We start from the raw sequence: 15,469 nt of genomic DNA, 5'->3' as shown, positions 1-15,469 counted from the left end.
CAATGTTTTATGAACTGGCGCAATCGTTGACCAGCGGCCTGTTGATTGGCAGCGCGCTCGCTGTGTTGAGCGTCGGCTTTAGCATGGCGTGGGGTATTACGCACGTGCTCAACGTTGCGCATTGCGCCTTTGCCGTGCTAGCTGCCTACCTCGGTTACTGGTCGCTCGCCCGGTGGGGGATCGATCCGCTTCTGGCGCTGCCGGTGATGCTGCCGTTGTTCTTCATGATCGGCGTCGCCATGCACACTCTGCTGATCCGCACGACAGCGCGCCGGGCGCACGACCTGGGGCTGGCGACCATGGTGTTGACCTTCGGATTGGGCGTCGTGATGGAAAATGGCATGCAACTTGCCTGGGCGCCCGATCCGCGTGTACTGAAGACGGCATACAGCAGCCTGACGTTCTCTGTCGGACCGATCATCGTACAGGCGCCGCATCTGATTGCGTTTGGACTGGCGACATTAACCATTGGCGCGCTCTATCTGTTCGCTGAACGCACCTTCACAGGCAAGGCGGTGCGCGCCGTCTGGCAACAACCGGTCGGCGCGGCATTGTCGGGGATCAATCTGGATCAGGTGACCACGATCGCCTACGGTCTGGCAGTCGCCACCGCAGCGGTTGGCGGAGTGGCCATGTCGTTGCTCTACACCTTCGACCCCGCCACTCACCTGAGCTGGCTGGTGTATGTGTTCCTGGTCGTTATCCTGGGCGGAGTCGGCAGCATTCTGGGGTCGGCGCTCGCCGGACTGATCATCGGGTTGATCATCGGCGCCAGCAGCGTTTTTGTTCCGCTAGCGTGGAACAATCTGGCGCTCTTCGGGTTGCTAATTATTCTTCTGCTCCTGCGCCCGCAGGGGTTGTTGCAACGATAGGCGGGGGATCTGTGCAGCGCGCTCTATCGCGACTGTTTGTGCGACCGGCGCCGGATGCGGCAATCGGCATCGGCCTGGCGCTGGCATTTGCAGCCGTGCCTTTTGTCGCTTCGAGCGCGTATGTGCTAAGTTTTCTCCTTACCATCTTCATGTATGGTGCACTGGCGGGCAGCTGGAATATCATCGGCGGCTACGCCGGGTACCTGAGTTTCGGGCACGCGGCGTTCTTCGGGTTGGGCGCGTATACCACGGCGCTCCTGCTCTTCTATTTCGGCTGGTCGCCCTTCCTGACCCTGCCGTTGGCGGGAGGGGTCGCGGCGCTGTTCGCTGCCCTGATCGGGTACCCATGCCTGCGCCTGCGCGGACCATACTTCAGCCTGGTGACGCTCATCCTAGGGCTGGCGATGTATGCGCTCGTCCTCAATCTGCCGTTTACCCAGGGGGCAACCGGTTTGTTCCTGCCGTTTCTGAAGGTGGATGTCTACACCAGCCATGTTATTTTCTATGAGATCATGCTGGCGCTGCTGGTCATCGTCACGGCAGTTCTACGGCAGATCACACGAACGAAGATGGGGGTCGGGCTGGCTGCCATTCGCGAGGACGAAGATGCAGCCGGAACGCTCGGCGTCAATGCAACTCGTCTCAAATTGCAGGCGTTCATGCTCAGTGCGTTCTTGACAGGTTTGGTTGGTGGCGTGTATTCTCACTACAAGAGTTATCTCGATCCCTCATTCGTCTTCGCTACATCGATCTCAATCACAATTGTACTGATGGCGCTCTTTGGCGGACGGCTGACCTGGTACGGTCCCCTGGTTGGCGCAATGACGCTTTCTGTCGTTAACGAAGCGCTGACAACGCAGGCGCCGCCGCAGACGGCGCGGATCGTGTTTGGCGTGCTGCTGATTGGCGTCATTATGTTTCTACCAGACGGGTTGATGTCTATCGTGCAGCGCCATCTTCCGGCATTCATTCTGCGTCGCGCGCCACCCCCCAACCAAACGTCGGGGCGGGTGTGAGACCCGCCCCCCAACCAAACGTCGGGGCAGGTCGCAGACCCGCCCCGACCACGGCGACCCGTCGGGCAGACGTAGGGGGCGGGTGTGAGACCCGCCCCCCAATCAAACGTCGGGGCAGGTCTGAGACCCGCCCCAACAAGGAGGAACCGCATGAAAATCTTCGATCTCAGTGTTCCAACCGAAATGAGTCCCAGCGAAGTCGAGCCAGTTCAGGTCGAACATATCGATCACAAGCAGACAGCGGCTTTCATGGCGAGTTTCTTCGGCGCCACGGTCGATGACCTGCCCGAAGGCAACGGATGGGCGAACGATCAGGCAACCATTCGCGCCCATGCTGGCACCCATGTTGATGCACCGTGGCACTACTACCCGACGTGCGGCGGCGCGCGCGCGCGCACCATCGACGAAATACCGCTCGAATGGTTCTACGGCGATGGCGTAGTACTCGATATGCGCCACAAGCCGCGCGGCAGTCTCATCGAGATTGACGATCTGCGCACTGCACTCGACAAGATCGGGTATACGCTCAAACCAGGCGACATTGTGCTGATCCAGACCGGCGCCGACAAACTGTGGGGACAGGCGGAGTATTTTGCAGCCGGCGCCGGGATGAGCGCCGCTGCGACGCGCTGGCTGATCGAACAGGGCATCCGCACGATGGGCATCGACGCCTGGGGATGGGATCAGCCGTTCTGGGCAATGAAAGAGCGCTATCAGCAAACCGGCGATCCTTCGGTGATCTGGGAGGCGCACCGCGTCGGACGCGACCTGGAGTACTGCCACATCGAAAAACTCGCCAACCTCGACGCATTGCCGCGCCCGTTTGGATTCAAAGTCGCCTGCTTCCCGGTCAAACTGACCGGCGGCAGCGCCGGCTGGACGCGGGTGGCAGCGATCTTTGAGGATTTATAACGTATCGAACAGAAAGGCTGGACGGCTCTCAAGGGCGGGTTTTGGACCTGCACATAGGTTTTGTGCATCGCGACGCCTCGTTTCCTCTCACCTCCCGCCTTCTTCCACCAGAGGAAGAAGGGGTATCGGGGCGAGACGACACCATATGCATCCGCAACGAACACCATGCTTCAAGCCATCAACATCACCAAACGGTTCGGCAGCGTCACGGCGCTGCGCAACGTCAGTTTCTCGGTGGACGCCGGGGAATTGGTGGGGCTGATCGGTCCAAATGGATCGGGCAAAAGCACGCTGTTCAGCGTCATCTCCGGGTTCCACCCGCCCGATGAAGGCGCCGTCGTGTTTGAGGGGCGCGACATCACCGGTTTCCCATCACACGCGGTCGCGCGTCTGGGAATGGCGCGCACCTTCCAGATTGTGCGCCCCTTTACCGGCATGACCGTGGTCGAAAACGTGCGCGTCGGGGCGCTCTACGGGCGCGGCGAACGAAACGTTGCAGCCGCTGAACGGCGCGCCAGGGAACTAGTCGAGTTTGTCGGGTTAGGGCAGCGCGCCAGCGTTCCTGCACGCAACCTGACGTTGTTGGAAAAGAAACGCCTGGAGATCGCCCGCGCGCTCTCGATCAGTCCCCGGCTCCTCCTGCTTGATGAAGTGTTCGCCGGTCTCAACCCGGCGGAGGTGCGCGGCGCCATCGATCTGATCGCCCGGATTCGCAGGGAGTTTGGCGTGACGATCATCATGGTCGAACATGTGCTCAAGGCGCTCATGGAAACGTGCGAGCGCGTGATTGTGCTGAGTTCCGGCGAAAAGATCGCTGAGGGTGCGCCTGCCGACATCGCCGCCGATCCGCATGTGATCAGCGTCTATCTGGGAAAGACCTATGCTTCAGGTTGACCATCTGAGCGTCGCCTACGACACGCTGCAGGTGCTGTGGGACGTGTCGCTAGAGGTTCATGAAGGCGAGATCGTCGCCCTGATCGGCTCGAATGGCGCCGGCAAGACGACGCTGCTTCGAACGATTTCGGGGTTGATGAAGCCTTTGTTCGGCTCAATCCGTTTCATGGGCGAAGACATTGCCGGCTTGCCGCCTCACGAAATCTGTCGGCGCGGGGTCATCCAGGTTCCCGAAGGGCGCGCGCTGTTTCCGCAGATGCGCGTCATTGAAAACCTGGAACTCGGCGCCTACCTGCCCGCCGCGCGTGCGCAGCGCCACGAGACCATCGAGCGTGTCTATCGTCTCTTTCCACGCCTGAAGGAACGCTGGCGGCAGGACGCCGGCGCCCTCAGCGGCGGTGAACAGCAGATGGTCGCCATCGGGCGGGCGCTCATGGCGCGCCCAAAGCTGCTCATGCTCGATGAACCATCGCTTGGTCTGACGCCGGTGCTGGTGGAGACGATTATGGAGGTTCTGACGCATCTGAATGGGGAAGGCATGACGATCCTGCTCGTGTCGCAGGAGGTGCATCAGGCGCTTGCTCTTGCGCATCGCGTCTATGTTATCGAAAACGGTCGGATTGTGCGCAGCGGGCCGTCACACGCACTGCGCGACGACGATGCGGTACGCAGCGCGTATTTGGGCTTGTAAACAGAAAGGAGCCAACGGTGAACAAGGTCATCATCACTGCCGCCCTGACCGGCGCGGTCACAGTGCCGACCCAGACGCCCTACCTCCCCTACACCATCGAGCAACTGGCGGAGGACGCCGAACTGTGCGCGCGCGCTGGCGCCGCGATTATCCACATCCACGCGCGCAACCCGGCTAACGGCGCGCCATCGTCAGATATGGAACTGTTCGGCGAAATCCTCAAAGCGATCAAAGCCCGCACCGACGCCGTCATCTGCACCACGACCGGCGGCGGGGTCGGGATGACGCCAGCCGATCGGGTGCGGGTCGTACCAATGTGGCAGCCAGAACTGGCAACCTGCAACATGGGATCGATGAATTTTTCGGTTCACCCGGCAGCGCGGCGCTTTTCCGACAGCGACTATAAGTTTCCCTGGGAAAAGCAGTGGCTGCTGGGAAGCGAGGATTTCATTTTCCCGAACACCTTCGCCAGCATCAAACATTTCCTCATCGAAATGAAAAAGACCAACACCCGCCCTGAATTCGAGATCTACGACGTTGGTCACCTCTATAACCTCGATTTCATGGTCCGGGAAGGTCTGGTTGAGAAACCGATCTGGTTGCAGTTCGTTATGGGCGTGCTGGGTGGCATTCGCGCGACGTTGTACGACTTGACTCACCTGCTCGACACAGCGAACCGTCTCTTTGGACCCGAAAACTACCACTGGTCGGTGATCGGCGTTGGGTATCCACAGCAATTCCATATGTGCACAGCAGCGATCATGCTCGGCGGGCACGCGCGTGTTGGGCTGGAGGACAATATTTTGGTGAGTTGTGGGAAACTCGGCCGTAACCATGAACTGGTAGAAAAGATTGTGCGAATTGCAGCGGAGTTCGACCGTGAACCGGCAACGCCCGACGACGTTCGCGCGTTCCTCAGCCTGAAGGGGAAGGATCAGGTTGGTTTTTGATAAGAAGAAGAGAAGGAGACTGAAGCGTGCGTTTCGCGTACTTCACCGCCGGGATGCCGGAGTTCACCCCTGACGAAGCGGTGGCGGCATTGCGTGACGCTGGCTACGACGGGATCGAATGGCGGGTCACCGATCAGGCGCCATCGGCGGATGGTCGGCCTGGATTCTGGGCAGGGAACCGATGCACCTGGCCCCTGTCAACATTCGTTGCCGATGCGCCGTGCATCCGCACCCTGACGGAGGACGCCGGGCTGGCAATGCCGAATGTTGGAACCTATGTAACCTGCGATGATCTGCCAGCCGTGGAGCAGGCGCTGAAAGGAGCCGCCGCACTTGGCGCCCCCTGCGCCCGGATTAACGTCCCGCGATACGATGGCAAATCGCCCTATCTGCCGCTCCGCGAACGCAGCCGGTCGCAGTACCGCGAGGTGGCGGCAATGGCGCAGCAGTACGGTGTGCGGGCGCTGATCGAAATCCACATGGGCAACATCACGCCAAGCGCCAGCACCGCTGCAACGTTTTTGGAGGGATTCGACCCTAAAGTGGTCGGCGTCATCCACGACGCCGGCAATATGGTGTACGAAGGGTACGAGCAGTACCGCCTGGGGCTGGAGATGCTCGGTCCGTACCTGGCGCATGTTCACATCAAGAATGCGCGCTGGGAGCGCACCGGCGCCCGTGACGACGGCAGCGTGGAATGGCGCGCGACATTCGCACCGCTACGCAAAGGGGTTGCCGATATTGCGGCGCTCATCCAGGCGCTCAAGGCGATTGGGTACGACGGGTGGCTTTCGTTCGAGGATTTCTCCACCGAACGACCGCTCACCGAGCGGATCACGGACAATCTGGCGTATATCAAACGCCTGTTGGGGCAGGTCTGAGACTTCCATAGACCCGTCGGGGCAGGTCTGAACCTGCCCCGACCCTGTCAGGACTACGGGAACCACATCCTACTGCGGCATCCCACCGCCCGCTCCCTCAACCGGCGGCGCCATCGGCGCAGCGGGAGGCATCCCAGGCGGGACAGGTTCCTGCGGCTTCTTGCCGCTGCGCGTGATCTTGCGCCAGATCCAGCGCAGGAAGAGCACAATCGGCAACCAGACCGGCGTCCAGATCGCCAGGACAATCGCCAGATTCACCAGTCCCTGACCGAACTCGAGCAAGCCGCGCAGCGCCTCGCGCGCCACGCGCACCGGCTGCCAGGCGTCTTCTTCAATGATCGCTGGCGGCGGCGGCACCGGGCGCAACTCGGCAGTGATCGTGGACATCGCCGCGCTCTGCTTCAGATACTGCATCCGCCCTTTGATCTGCTCGATCTGTCCCTGCACGTCGGTCAGCGCCTGACTCACTTGCAATGCGTCCTCAACCTTCTCGGCGCGCGCCAGCAGGTCGAGCAGGCGGGCGCGCGTCGCTTCCAGGTTGCGCAGTTGCGCCTCAAGATCGACGTATTCTTCGGTCACATCATCGCCGCTCACGCTCCGACTCAGCACTTTCTTCGCCAACCCTTCCACCCCGCTCAGCGCCTCCTCGAAGCGCGCCGCCGGCACGCGAACGACGACCGTTGATTGCATCAAGTCGCCGGAGCCGTAGGTCTGAACACTGACGACAAAGCCGCCGAGCTGCTCCGCTTTCTGGCGGATTGACGCTTCGGCTTCGGCGACATTGACGACCTCCAGCGTTACCGAGGCATTCTTGATGACCAGACGTTCGGATGCGGGCGGTAACTGTTGATCCGGCGCGGCGCCGCTGCCGCGCTCCAGCGCCGGCGCCCCCGCAGCCGGCGCCATCGTCGGCGCTGCCATAAACTCAGGTTGAGCCGGCGAAACTGCCGGTACTGCTGCCGTTCCACACGAAACCAACACCATGGCGGATACGATGACGACGATGAGGGATTTGATGGAAGCCATTGCGATGTCCTCCTGGTGCGTGTGATGACGCCGTGACGAGAAAAACGTTCGGTGATGCGAGCGGCCGCTCTTACCCGCTTTGCCCGTCGTCATGTATATAAACGCGCGATCATGAAAAGTTGTTCCGAGATCGGAAGAGAATGTCGAGGGGGCGGCGTCGTATTCTTCGAGCCGATCCGCCCGACTCTGTGTTGCCGTCATTGCGAGGCGCGCCAAACGCGGAAACTGCCGCGAGCGACGTGTTATGAGCGCAGCGCAGTGAAAAGTGGCGGTTCGCAATAACGCCGCTCCCGCAGTTATTCCGATAGACTCTTTGGCATGGGCTATGACTGCCCTGCTGGTATAATATTTGGGTGAATGCCTGCGCATGTCCGCAACCAGGCGACATCGCGCGTGATAATCTACTGGGAATGAGATGTCTTATGCCAACGCTGGTCATCAGTACGGAAGCTCCGGCCGTGCCTGGACCTCCACAAGGACGCTGGACATATGCCGATTGGGAAGCGCTTCCCGATGATGGCTATATCTATGAGGTGATCGATGGAGCGCTTTACATGACGACTGCTCCGGGCACGTTTCACCAGTGGATTGTCATATCGCTGGTGCAATACCTCGCTATTCCAGCAAAAGCCCAGGGACTTGGTTATGCGTTTACGTCACCCATTGGCGTGTTGATGCCGGGATGCGACCCGGTACAGCCGGATTTTGTCTTTGTGCGTCAATCGAATGCAAGTATCATCTACGACCGACGCATCCGTGGCGTACCTGATCTAATCATCGAAATCCTTTCACCCAACAGCGCTATCTACGATACGCAGGTGAAAATGCAGGCGTATGCGCACGCCAGCGTGCCGGAGTACGCCATTATCGATCCACGCACGCACACCCTCGACTACTATCGTCTTCAGGCGCCTGGTCAGTACGAAAGCGCCCAACATTTCAGCGGGTCTGATGAAATCCGCTTCGATTGCCTTCCTGGTGTGATGCTTCGCATCGCCGACCTGTTCGCAGGCGCACCTGATCCGACGCCGTAGATGGTTGCTCAGGGCAGTTGATGCAAACATAGCGGCATGTGATCACATGTGCTATACTGGTCTTGAAACCAACGCACCCGCCGTTCGTCCGCCATCTCCACACCCGCCGCGTCTTTGCGTCAACCATCAGGAGTTACGCCGATGACCCACACCACAATCCATCCCCCGCCTGCATCAGACATACCGCCTGTCGAGGACCCGTTCCGCTACGGCTGGCGTTTCGTGCGGCGTCCCACGCCGGATGATCCCAACAACCTGGAGCAGGTTCCGCTAACGCTGGAGGATGTGCTGCACCCGGAAGTGGGAGATTTCATTGTGCAGAGCGACCGCCATACGACGGATCGGACGTACCTGACTCTTGTTCTGCGCGCATGTCTGGAGCCTTCTGGCGTCGCTATCGTTCTCAGCAAAGTGCGCATCGCCTGGGACCTGCCCGACCTGCGGGCGCATGGACCGGACGTGATGGTCATTCCCGGCATCGCGGAACGCGAGAACTGGAGCACCTTCGACGTGGCGGTCGAAGGCGTGCGTCCGGCGCTGATCATCGAAATTACATCCCCGGAAACGCGCGAGAATGACCTGGAGCGCAAGGTGAAGCACTATGCGCGGGCGGGAGTGGCACAGTACGTCATTGTGGACGACATGGGTCGCGGTCGGGAGCGACGCCTGCGCCTGCTCGACTATCGGTTGGAGGCAGGGGCGTATCGGTTACACCCGCCGGATGCTGATGGACGGGTTCACCTGGTGATCGCCAACCTGTGGCTGGGCATATGGCGGGATCACGTCGTCTGCTACGACGAGCGCGGCGCGGCGTTTGGCGACTATGCAACCGTGGTGCGGCAGGCGGCGGAAGCGGACGAACGCGCGCGCCGTGAAGCCGCAGCGCGGGAAGCCGAAGCGCAGGCGCGGCAAGCAGCCGAGGAACGGGCGTGTGCTCTGGAGGAGGAACTGCGCCGTCTGCGCAACGGGACGTAGCAAGCGCCTCTGCATGAGCGACAGAGGCTGCCGGGAACAGCGGGTCTCTCTGGGCATTGGGAAGCCGGTACGGGTGACACGGCGCCTCGCCCAAACTCCTCCTTCTCCTCTCGGGGGAGAAGGGTCGGAAGGAGTCCGAAAATGCGCTGCGCATCCAAAATACTACGCTTGAGAGCAGCCCCTTGCTCCTCCGTCAGAAGAAACAAGGAAGATGAGGCGTTCTGCGCATCCAATGGGCAACGCACGCGGGGCGTGTCCCATGTGCGCCGTCCCGAAGGGGCTTGCAGGTCCTCCGCGAGAGCGTCAGCCCGCAGCGCTCCAGCGTTGCGTGACCCATTCTGACCGCTCCCGCCAGGCAACGCACGCGGGGCGTGTCGGAAGCAGCCCCGGAGGGGCTTGCAGGTCCTCCGCGAGAGCGTCAGCCCGCAGCGCTCCGGCGTTGCGTGACACATCACGACCGCTCCCACATCAGAGAGAGGGTTTGCCCCGCCGTACTGTCTCAGGTATAATGCCCCGGAGATCACGACACACGGAGCACACAGGCATGACGGTTCAGGCGCTCTACCGGCGCTATCGCTCACAGACGTTCGACGAACTGATCGGACAGGAGCACGTCGTTCGCACCCTGCGCAATGCCATTGCGGAAGAGCGGGTTGCGCACGCCTACCTGTTCACCGGTCCGCGCGGCGTCGGCAAGACCACCGTGGCGCGCCTGCTGGCGAAGGCGGTCAACTGCACCGCACCAGCGGCGGAACGTCCCTGTGGTATGTGCGAGTCGTGCCGTTCGATCGCGGAAGGACGAGCCGTCGATGTGATCGAAATGGACGCCGCCTCACATACCAGTGTTGAGGACGCGCGTGAAATCATCGAGCGGGTGCAGTTTCGTCCGGCAGTCGCCCGCACGAAAGTCTACATCATCGATGAAGTGCACATGCTCTCGACAGCGGCGTTCAATGCGCTGCTGAAAACGCTGGAAGAGCCGCCGCCGCACGCACTCTTCATTCTGGCGACGACTGAAGTTCACAAGGTCCCGGCCACGATCCTGTCGCGTTGCCAGCGCTTTGTCTTCAACCGTCATACGGTTGCATCGATTGCAGCGCATCTGCGCACGATCGCCGACCAGGAAGGGGTGGCGCTCGAATCGGGCGCAGCCGAAGCGATTGCGCGCGCTGCAACCGGCAGCATGCGCGATGCGTTGAGCGTGCTCGATCAGTTGATGGCATATGGCGGCGGCTCGGTAACGCTCGAACAGGTGCGCAACCTGCTCGGCGCCAGCGAGATCCAGGAAGTCACAACACTGATAGATGCGCTGATTGCCGCTGATCTGCCTGGCGCGCTGCGCGTCGTGGCCGACGTTGCCGCTGCCGGCGCCGATCTGCGCCAGTTCACCCGTGATCTGGTAGAACGACTGCGGGCGCTCATGCTGGTCTGCGCTGGCGCCGACTATTCGCTGCTCGATGTTACCGAAGAGGAAGCCGTGCAGATCGAACGCCAGGCGCGCACTGCCAGCCTTGGCGCGCTGATGCGCTGGGTCAAACTGTTCAGCGAACTCGACTACCAGTTGCGTATCAGTTCCTACGGGCAATTGCCGCTCGAACTTGCGGTCATCGAGGCGGTGATTGCGCCTGCGCCAACCGCAACGCAGAGCGCCGTCGTCACTCCGGCGCGTCCGGCGACCGTTCCTGCTCACGATGCTGCACTACCGCAGCGCATTCCGGCACCATCGGCGCCTGCGCCTGTTCGTGATGCAACGCCGCCACAGCGCGCTCCAGCACAGCCGGTCACGACGCCCATCTGTAACGATACATCGCCTGATCCGGCTACGCGCTCTCCTGATGTTCCAACTGGCAAAGCGCCCTTGCCACCTGCCAATGCGGCGCATGAAGCGTCGGCAGCCGCCCCGAAGCCATCAGCAATGCACCCGCCAGACGCAACCGGTGATCCATTCATCCAGCATCAGGCACAGACCCGGCAGGCATCGGCTTATGAAGGATCTGCAGAATCGGGCGAGGGCGTGGCAGCCGCCAATGCCGACGCCGCTGCACTCGAACGGATCGAAGGTCTCTGGCCCGCCGTCGTGCGTGATGTGCGCGTCCATAACAAAACGCTCCAGGCATTGCTCAACAGCGGAGCGCGCCCTGTGGATGTCAAGGACGACACGCTCGTGCTGGAAGTGCCCAGCGAATGGTTGATGAACCAGCTCGAAAAGCCCGCAATGCGCCGGATTGTCGAGGAGGTGCTCAGCAAGCACATGGGCGCGCCATTTTTCATTCGCTGCGTGGTTGAGACGCAGCGGCGCGAGAATCCGGGAGCGCTGCGCGAGCAGATCCGCGCCTCACGCAAAGATCCGCTCGTTCGCGCCGCACTCAACATTTTCGATGCCGACATTATTGCAGTGGAAGACCCAAATGACTGAGAATACCAGCGCGAACCAACAACGTTTGCTCGTCAGATGCATAAAGAGAGGAGTACCGGCATGAATCCGCGACAGCTCGAACAGATGGCTCGCCAGATGCAGAAGGAGATGATGCGCATCCAGGAAGAGTTGGCGAATACCACCGTTGAGGGAACCGCAGGCAGTTACATTACTGTGACGATGAATGGCCACCGTGAAATCAAATCGATCAAGATCGCCCCGGAAGTGGTCGATCCCGACGATATTGACACCCTGCAGGACCTGATTGTGGCGGCGATTACCGATGCCAGCAAAAAGGCGCAGGAGCTGGCAGAACAGCGCCTCGGGCCGCTGGCCGGCGGAATGAAGTTGCCGGGATTCTAACCTCTGCATGCACCAGACACACGACATCCAGATTCTGCCCGCGCCGGTCATTCGCCTGATCGAGGAGTTGAGCCGACTGCCCGGCGTGGGACCCAAAACGGCATCGCGCCTGACCTTCTTCCTGTTGCGTGCGCCGGACGAACTGCCGCGCGCGCTTGCCGACGCCCTCATCGGGCTGAAGGAACAGGTCCAGCTCTGCTCACGCTGCTATTTCATCACCCAGAGCGATCTCTGCGCCATCTGCGCCAACCCTGCCCGCGATCAGCGGGTCATCTGCGTGGTTGAGGAGCCGCTCGACGTGGTCGCCATCGAGCGCACCGGCATCTATCGCGGACTGTACCACGTGTTGCATGGGCGCATTGCACCACTCGAAGGGATGAACCGCGAGGACATCTACTTCGACGAACTGCTCGACCGGGTGCGTATCGAGCCAGTCGATGAGGTCATTATCGCCACCAATCCGAATCTGGAAGGCGAAGCAACCGCGTTCCACCTTCAGCGTGCATTGGCGCCGCTCGGCGTGCGGGTCACCCGTCTGGCGCGCGGGTTGCCCACCGGCGGCGACCTGGAGTGGGCAGACCCTGGCACCCTGGGGTCGGCGCTCGAGGGTCGCCGCGAAATGTAATCGCTTACGAAACGGACAGATTATCAAGCGATGGCAGCGCCACAATCCAGATCTGGCCGGGGTTGAACGCGATCTCGTTGCCTGAGGCGTCCAGGAACAACAGGCGACTTTCAGGCGAATCCTTGCGCCACGTCACCTCCCGCTCGACGCCATCAAAGAATACACGCGCCCGTCCACTGCCGATCACCTTCTGCTCGATCCGCCCCTTGTCATCACCGGGAATAGGCGCTTCCGGCACTTCCATGACAACCACATTCTTCACCCGCAATTGCTGCCCCGTCACTGCATCGATCGCCGGCCGCCCGCGGCGCAGGCGGAGATAACTGTTCGTTGCCGGGTCGTAGGTCCATCCAGCCGGATCTTCGCGGTAGATGAAAAAATACTCAATGCGCTTGGAGGGAGGACGCGCATCGGGCGGCGCATCGGTTTTGAACAGGAAGCCGATGTCGGGATCGGTGAACGGCTCTGGCGCCAGCGCGCGCAGCGCGCGTTCGAGCGTGGCGCTGTCGGTGTACAGATTGTGAGGGGCAGCGCGCTGGCTAACGCGGGTAAAGTAGACGCTTCGGTCACGGAACAGCGCATCGAGATTGACGACGCTCGTCGTGTTCTGCAACAGATCGAGCGCCTGCGGCGCGCCGCCAGCATGGACGTAGAGACCGCGAAACTCCATCGCCCACTGCACGAAATAGAGTCGCGCACTGCGCACCGGTCCGATCGAGGTCGCCTCTAACGTGATCCCCGGCGCATACACCGCCATAAAACGAGTCAGCCCAAATTCCGCCAGCGCCTCAAAGACGATGGCAGCTTTGTCGAGACCCGATTGAGGATAGGCATTTGGATGGTTATCAATCATCACCACAATTGGGCGTTGCTGGAGCGCGCCTCGCGCCAGCACCGGTGCGCCGGTGATCGGATCGCTCGCTACAACGGGAGGCGTTGCAGTGGGGGCAATCGTCGGGGCTGCGGTCGGAACGGAGGCTGGCGGCGTCTCAGTCGGCGCCGTCGTCGGCGCTGCGGTTGGCGGCGCCTCGGTTGGTGCGCTCGTCGGGGCTGCCGTTGATGCAGTCGTTGGCTCGGAAGGTGCGGCGACGGGATTGGGCGCACCGCACCCGCCGCTCATCAAAACCAGGGCAAGACTGAGTAGGAAGAACGCACAAAGCACATGAGTCCTGGCGAAGCGATTGTTGTGTCTCATCGAACATCCCCGAAACGATGGCGCAGCCACGTCAATAGAAGTCATATCAATCGGCGCGTGCTATTGTACCATAGCCACGCCCTGTGACGACAGCGGTAAACGCGGCGTCGTAGCGCGCTGCCATCTGCAACCAGTCATACTGCGCCATAATCGAGCGGAAATCAATTTCCCTCAGTGATGGCAGCGCTGCAATCGTTGCGCTCAGGCGGTCAACAAGCTGCGCATCATCATCGTAGAGACAGAATGGGTGGAGATGAGCGGGGATCAGTTCCGGGTAACTCAAGCGACGCGGCAGCAGCGGCACACATCCGCAAAAGATCGCCTCGACCACGGCAACGCCAAAGAATTCTTGCAAGGCGGTGCTGACAACGATATCAGCCTGGTGGAGCAATCGGCGGTAGGTTTCCAGATCGGGAACATATCCCCATGCCAGCGCCTGATTTGCGAATTCCTTGCGCGCTGCGACGAATATTGGGTGCTGTGGATCGATATGTTCACCGATGACAATCAGGCGAAAATCAACGCCTCGCCGCTTCAGTTCGGTCAATGCTGCAAAGAATGTTTCCGGACCTTTATCATACTCCCAACGACTGTTCCACAGCAGGATCGGCGGCTCGCCGGCGGACGCGCAGCGAGAGGGCGACGGCAGAACGAGCCGCGCAAGATCGACACCTGGCGGCAACACGTATGAACGGGCTTTGAGCGGAGCGATCAGGTCGAGCTCCTGATGATCGTGGTATCGTCCAGGCAAATCCGGCAACGCCGCAAAGAACGAGTCGCGGTGAAATGCCGAGTTGAAGAAGATCGCATCGGCAGCCAGCGCAGAGGTGTAGTTGATCCAGGGAAATGCCAGGTCACGTGTGCGGCCCGGCGGCAGCGGATATGTCAACTGATTCTCGTGCATGTACAGCGCAACAGCCGGCGTTCCCGGAAGATCGCGCGTCAACCCCAGGAATGTCGCCAGATCGAGCATATCAGTGGCGACGATCAGATCGACAGGGGGAAGGGCGCGGCGCCGCACCTTACGCGCGAAGGTGATAGCCGCGCCGCGCATCCGCCAGCGCCAGCCGCCAGCCGGCGAAAGCGTCAGGAGCGTAACATGATGCTGGCTATGGCGCTCGAAACCCTGCGAAACCGCAGCATGCGAGCCGCCATGAAAGGCGTCGAGCCAGAGAATATGCATAGGGCTTCAAAGACCGCCTGGTCAGTCCCGAACGTGCCGACCCTGTCAATTCTACCTCTAACCGTTCGCGCTTCTCCCTGGAAGCGCAGGCGTCTCGCCCGCACGCACCGCCGGGGAGCATGGGCATCCCGCCCGCACGCTGCTGGGAGCGCGGGCGTCGCGTCCGCACGCACCGCCTGGGAACGCAGGCGTCGCGCCCGCACGCACCGCCTAGAGCCTGTTATGCACTTCAGAGATACACGTGGTATGATTTCAGTATGACACGTCAACCCTATCCCAGCGATGTGAGCGACGCGGAGCGGGCCTTCGTCGCTTCGACCGGCTCAGGCGCCGCGCTCCCTCCCTGACCTTCATGACCGAAGACGCCCCGCAGCGCAACCACGCGCTGCGCGAGGTCTTGAACGGATTGCGCTGGATCGTCCGCGCTTCGGCAGGC

The 15,469-nt window shown here is 61.4% G+C and carries 15 protein-coding genes; 12 read left to right on the top strand and 3 right to left on the bottom strand.

The features are described 5' to 3' along the window. Positions 1 to 2 precede the first annotated feature (2 nt). The 7 genes from AC3EA7_RS05655 (at position 3) to AC3EA7_RS05625 (ending at position 6,216) form a co-directional block, all read left to right on the top strand. Positions 3 to 872, top strand: a complete 870-nt coding sequence (locus AC3EA7_RS05655; RefSeq protein ID WP_488613061.1) for a branched-chain amino acid ABC transporter permease — start codon at positions 3 to 5, stop codon at positions 870 to 872. An 11-nt stretch (positions 873 to 883) separates the two neighbouring features. Then, positions 884 to 1,888, top strand: coding sequence for a branched-chain amino acid ABC transporter permease (locus AC3EA7_RS05650; protein WP_488613060.1), 1,005 nt, complete (start codon positions 884 to 886; stop codon positions 1,886 to 1,888). Between the two features lie 150 nt (positions 1,889 to 2,038). Continuing rightward, positions 2,039 to 2,800: a cyclase family protein gene (locus tag AC3EA7_RS05645; RefSeq protein ID WP_488613059.1), complete on the top strand. Its 762-nt coding sequence runs from the start codon at positions 2,039 to 2,041 to the stop codon at positions 2,798 to 2,800. Between the two features lie 165 nt (positions 2,801 to 2,965). Beyond that, on the top strand, positions 2,966 to 3,694 hold the full coding sequence (locus tag AC3EA7_RS05640) for an ABC transporter ATP-binding protein (RefSeq protein WP_488613058.1): 729 nt from the start codon (positions 2,966 to 2,968) through the stop codon (positions 3,692 to 3,694). Next, positions 3,681 to 4,385, top strand: a complete 705-nt coding sequence (locus AC3EA7_RS05635; RefSeq protein ID WP_488613057.1) for an ABC transporter ATP-binding protein — start codon at positions 3,681 to 3,683, stop codon at positions 4,383 to 4,385. Before AC3EA7_RS05640 ends, AC3EA7_RS05635 begins: the two co-directional genes overlap by 14 nt. Before the next feature lie 17 nt (positions 4,386 to 4,402). Further along, complete coding sequence (locus AC3EA7_RS05630) at positions 4,403 to 5,335, top strand: beta-keto acid cleavage family enzyme (RefSeq protein ID WP_488613056.1); 933 nt, start codon at positions 4,403 to 4,405, stop codon at positions 5,333 to 5,335. Positions 5,336 to 5,361: 26 nt separating this feature from the next. Then, positions 5,362 to 6,216 carry a sugar phosphate isomerase/epimerase family protein gene (locus AC3EA7_RS05625; RefSeq protein WP_488613055.1) on the top strand — a complete coding sequence of 285 codons (855 nt, stop codon included), beginning with the start codon at positions 5,362 to 5,364 and terminating at the stop codon, positions 6,214 to 6,216. Positions 6,217 to 6,285: 69 nt separating this feature from the next. Here AC3EA7_RS05625 and AC3EA7_RS05620 read toward each other — a convergent pair whose 3' ends face one another. Next, a complete protein-coding gene (locus AC3EA7_RS05620) occupies positions 6,286 to 7,242 on the bottom strand; it encodes a DUF4349 domain-containing protein (protein WP_488613054.1) in 957 nt (318 codons plus the stop codon). Between the two features lie 422 nt (positions 7,243 to 7,664). Here AC3EA7_RS05620 and AC3EA7_RS05615 point away from each other — a divergent pair, with 422 nt between their 5' ends. The 5 genes from AC3EA7_RS05615 (at position 7,665) to recR (ending at position 12,655) form a co-directional block, all read left to right on the top strand. Continuing rightward, positions 7,665 to 8,276: a Uma2 family endonuclease gene (locus AC3EA7_RS05615; RefSeq protein WP_488613053.1), complete on the top strand. Its 612-nt coding sequence runs from the start codon at positions 7,665 to 7,667 to the stop codon at positions 8,274 to 8,276. Positions 8,277 to 8,417: 141 nt separating this feature from the next. Continuing rightward, positions 8,418 to 9,251 carry a Uma2 family endonuclease gene (locus AC3EA7_RS05610; protein WP_488613052.1) on the top strand — a complete coding sequence of 278 codons (834 nt, stop codon included), beginning with the start codon at positions 8,418 to 8,420 and terminating at the stop codon, positions 9,249 to 9,251. A 544-nt stretch (positions 9,252 to 9,795) separates the two neighbouring features. Then, positions 9,796 to 11,667 carry a DNA polymerase III subunit gamma/tau gene (dnaX, locus tag AC3EA7_RS05605; RefSeq protein WP_488613051.1) on the top strand — a complete coding sequence of 624 codons (1,872 nt, stop codon included), beginning with the start codon at positions 9,796 to 9,798 and terminating at the stop codon, positions 11,665 to 11,667. Between the two features lie 60 nt (positions 11,668 to 11,727). Next, on the top strand, positions 11,728 to 12,030 hold the full coding sequence (locus AC3EA7_RS05600) for a YbaB/EbfC family nucleoid-associated protein (protein WP_488613050.1): 303 nt from the start codon (positions 11,728 to 11,730) through the stop codon (positions 12,028 to 12,030). A gap of 7 nt (positions 12,031 to 12,037) precedes the next feature. Further along, on the top strand, positions 12,038 to 12,655 hold the full coding sequence (gene recR / locus AC3EA7_RS05595; RefSeq protein ID WP_488613049.1) for a recombination mediator RecR: 618 nt from the start codon (positions 12,038 to 12,040) through the stop codon (positions 12,653 to 12,655). Positions 12,656 to 12,659: 4 nt separating this feature from the next. Here the strand turns inward: recR and AC3EA7_RS05590 are convergent, their stop codons facing one another. Together AC3EA7_RS05590 and AC3EA7_RS05585 are read right to left on the bottom strand one after the other, a co-directional pair. Then, complete coding sequence (locus AC3EA7_RS05590) at positions 12,660 to 13,895, bottom strand: DUF3048 domain-containing protein (RefSeq protein WP_488613048.1); 1,236 nt, start codon at positions 13,893 to 13,895, stop codon at positions 12,660 to 12,662. Between the two features lies 1 nt (position 13,896). After that, positions 13,897 to 15,033, bottom strand: a complete 1,137-nt coding sequence (locus tag AC3EA7_RS05585; RefSeq protein WP_488613047.1) for a tRNA-queuosine alpha-mannosyltransferase domain-containing protein — start codon at positions 15,031 to 15,033, stop codon at positions 13,897 to 13,899. Positions 15,034 to 15,469: the final 436 nt, after the last annotated feature.

The organism is Roseiflexus sp., assembly GCF_057785375.1.
This window is presented reverse-complemented; position numbering and strand designations above follow the sequence as displayed.

Coding starts and splice junctions, on each gene's coding strand:
- AC3EA7_RS05600 (WP_488613050.1), top strand. CDS start 11,728: ATGAATCCGCGACAGCTCGAACAGATGGCTCGCCAGATGCAGAAGGAG.
- dnaX (WP_488613051.1), top strand. CDS start 9,796: ATGACGGTTCAGGCGCTCTACCGGCGCTATCGCTCACAGACGTTCGAC.
- AC3EA7_RS05640 (WP_488613058.1), top strand. CDS start 2,966: ATGCTTCAAGCCATCAACATCACCAAACGGTTCGGCAGCGTCACGGCG.
- AC3EA7_RS05610 (WP_488613052.1), top strand. CDS start 8,418: ATGACCCACACCACAATCCATCCCCCGCCTGCATCAGACATACCGCCT.
- AC3EA7_RS05645 (WP_488613059.1), top strand. CDS start 2,039: ATGAAAATCTTCGATCTCAGTGTTCCAACCGAAATGAGTCCCAGCGAA.
- AC3EA7_RS05590 (WP_488613048.1), bottom strand. CDS start 13,895: ATGACTTCTATTGACGTGGCTGCGCCATCGTTTCGGGGATGTTCGATG.
- AC3EA7_RS05615 (WP_488613053.1), top strand. CDS start 7,665: ATGCCAACGCTGGTCATCAGTACGGAAGCTCCGGCCGTGCCTGGACCT.
- AC3EA7_RS05655 (WP_488613061.1), top strand. CDS start 3: ATGTTTTATGAACTGGCGCAATCGTTGACCAGCGGCCTGTTGATTGGC.
- AC3EA7_RS05635 (WP_488613057.1), top strand. CDS start 3,681: ATGCTTCAGGTTGACCATCTGAGCGTCGCCTACGACACGCTGCAGGTG.
- AC3EA7_RS05585 (WP_488613047.1), bottom strand. CDS start 15,033: ATGCATATTCTCTGGCTCGACGCCTTTCATGGCGGCTCGCATGCTGCG.
- recR (WP_488613049.1), top strand. CDS start 12,038: ATGCACCAGACACACGACATCCAGATTCTGCCCGCGCCGGTCATTCGC.
- AC3EA7_RS05620 (WP_488613054.1), bottom strand. CDS start 7,242: ATGGCTTCCATCAAATCCCTCATCGTCGTCATCGTATCCGCCATGGTG.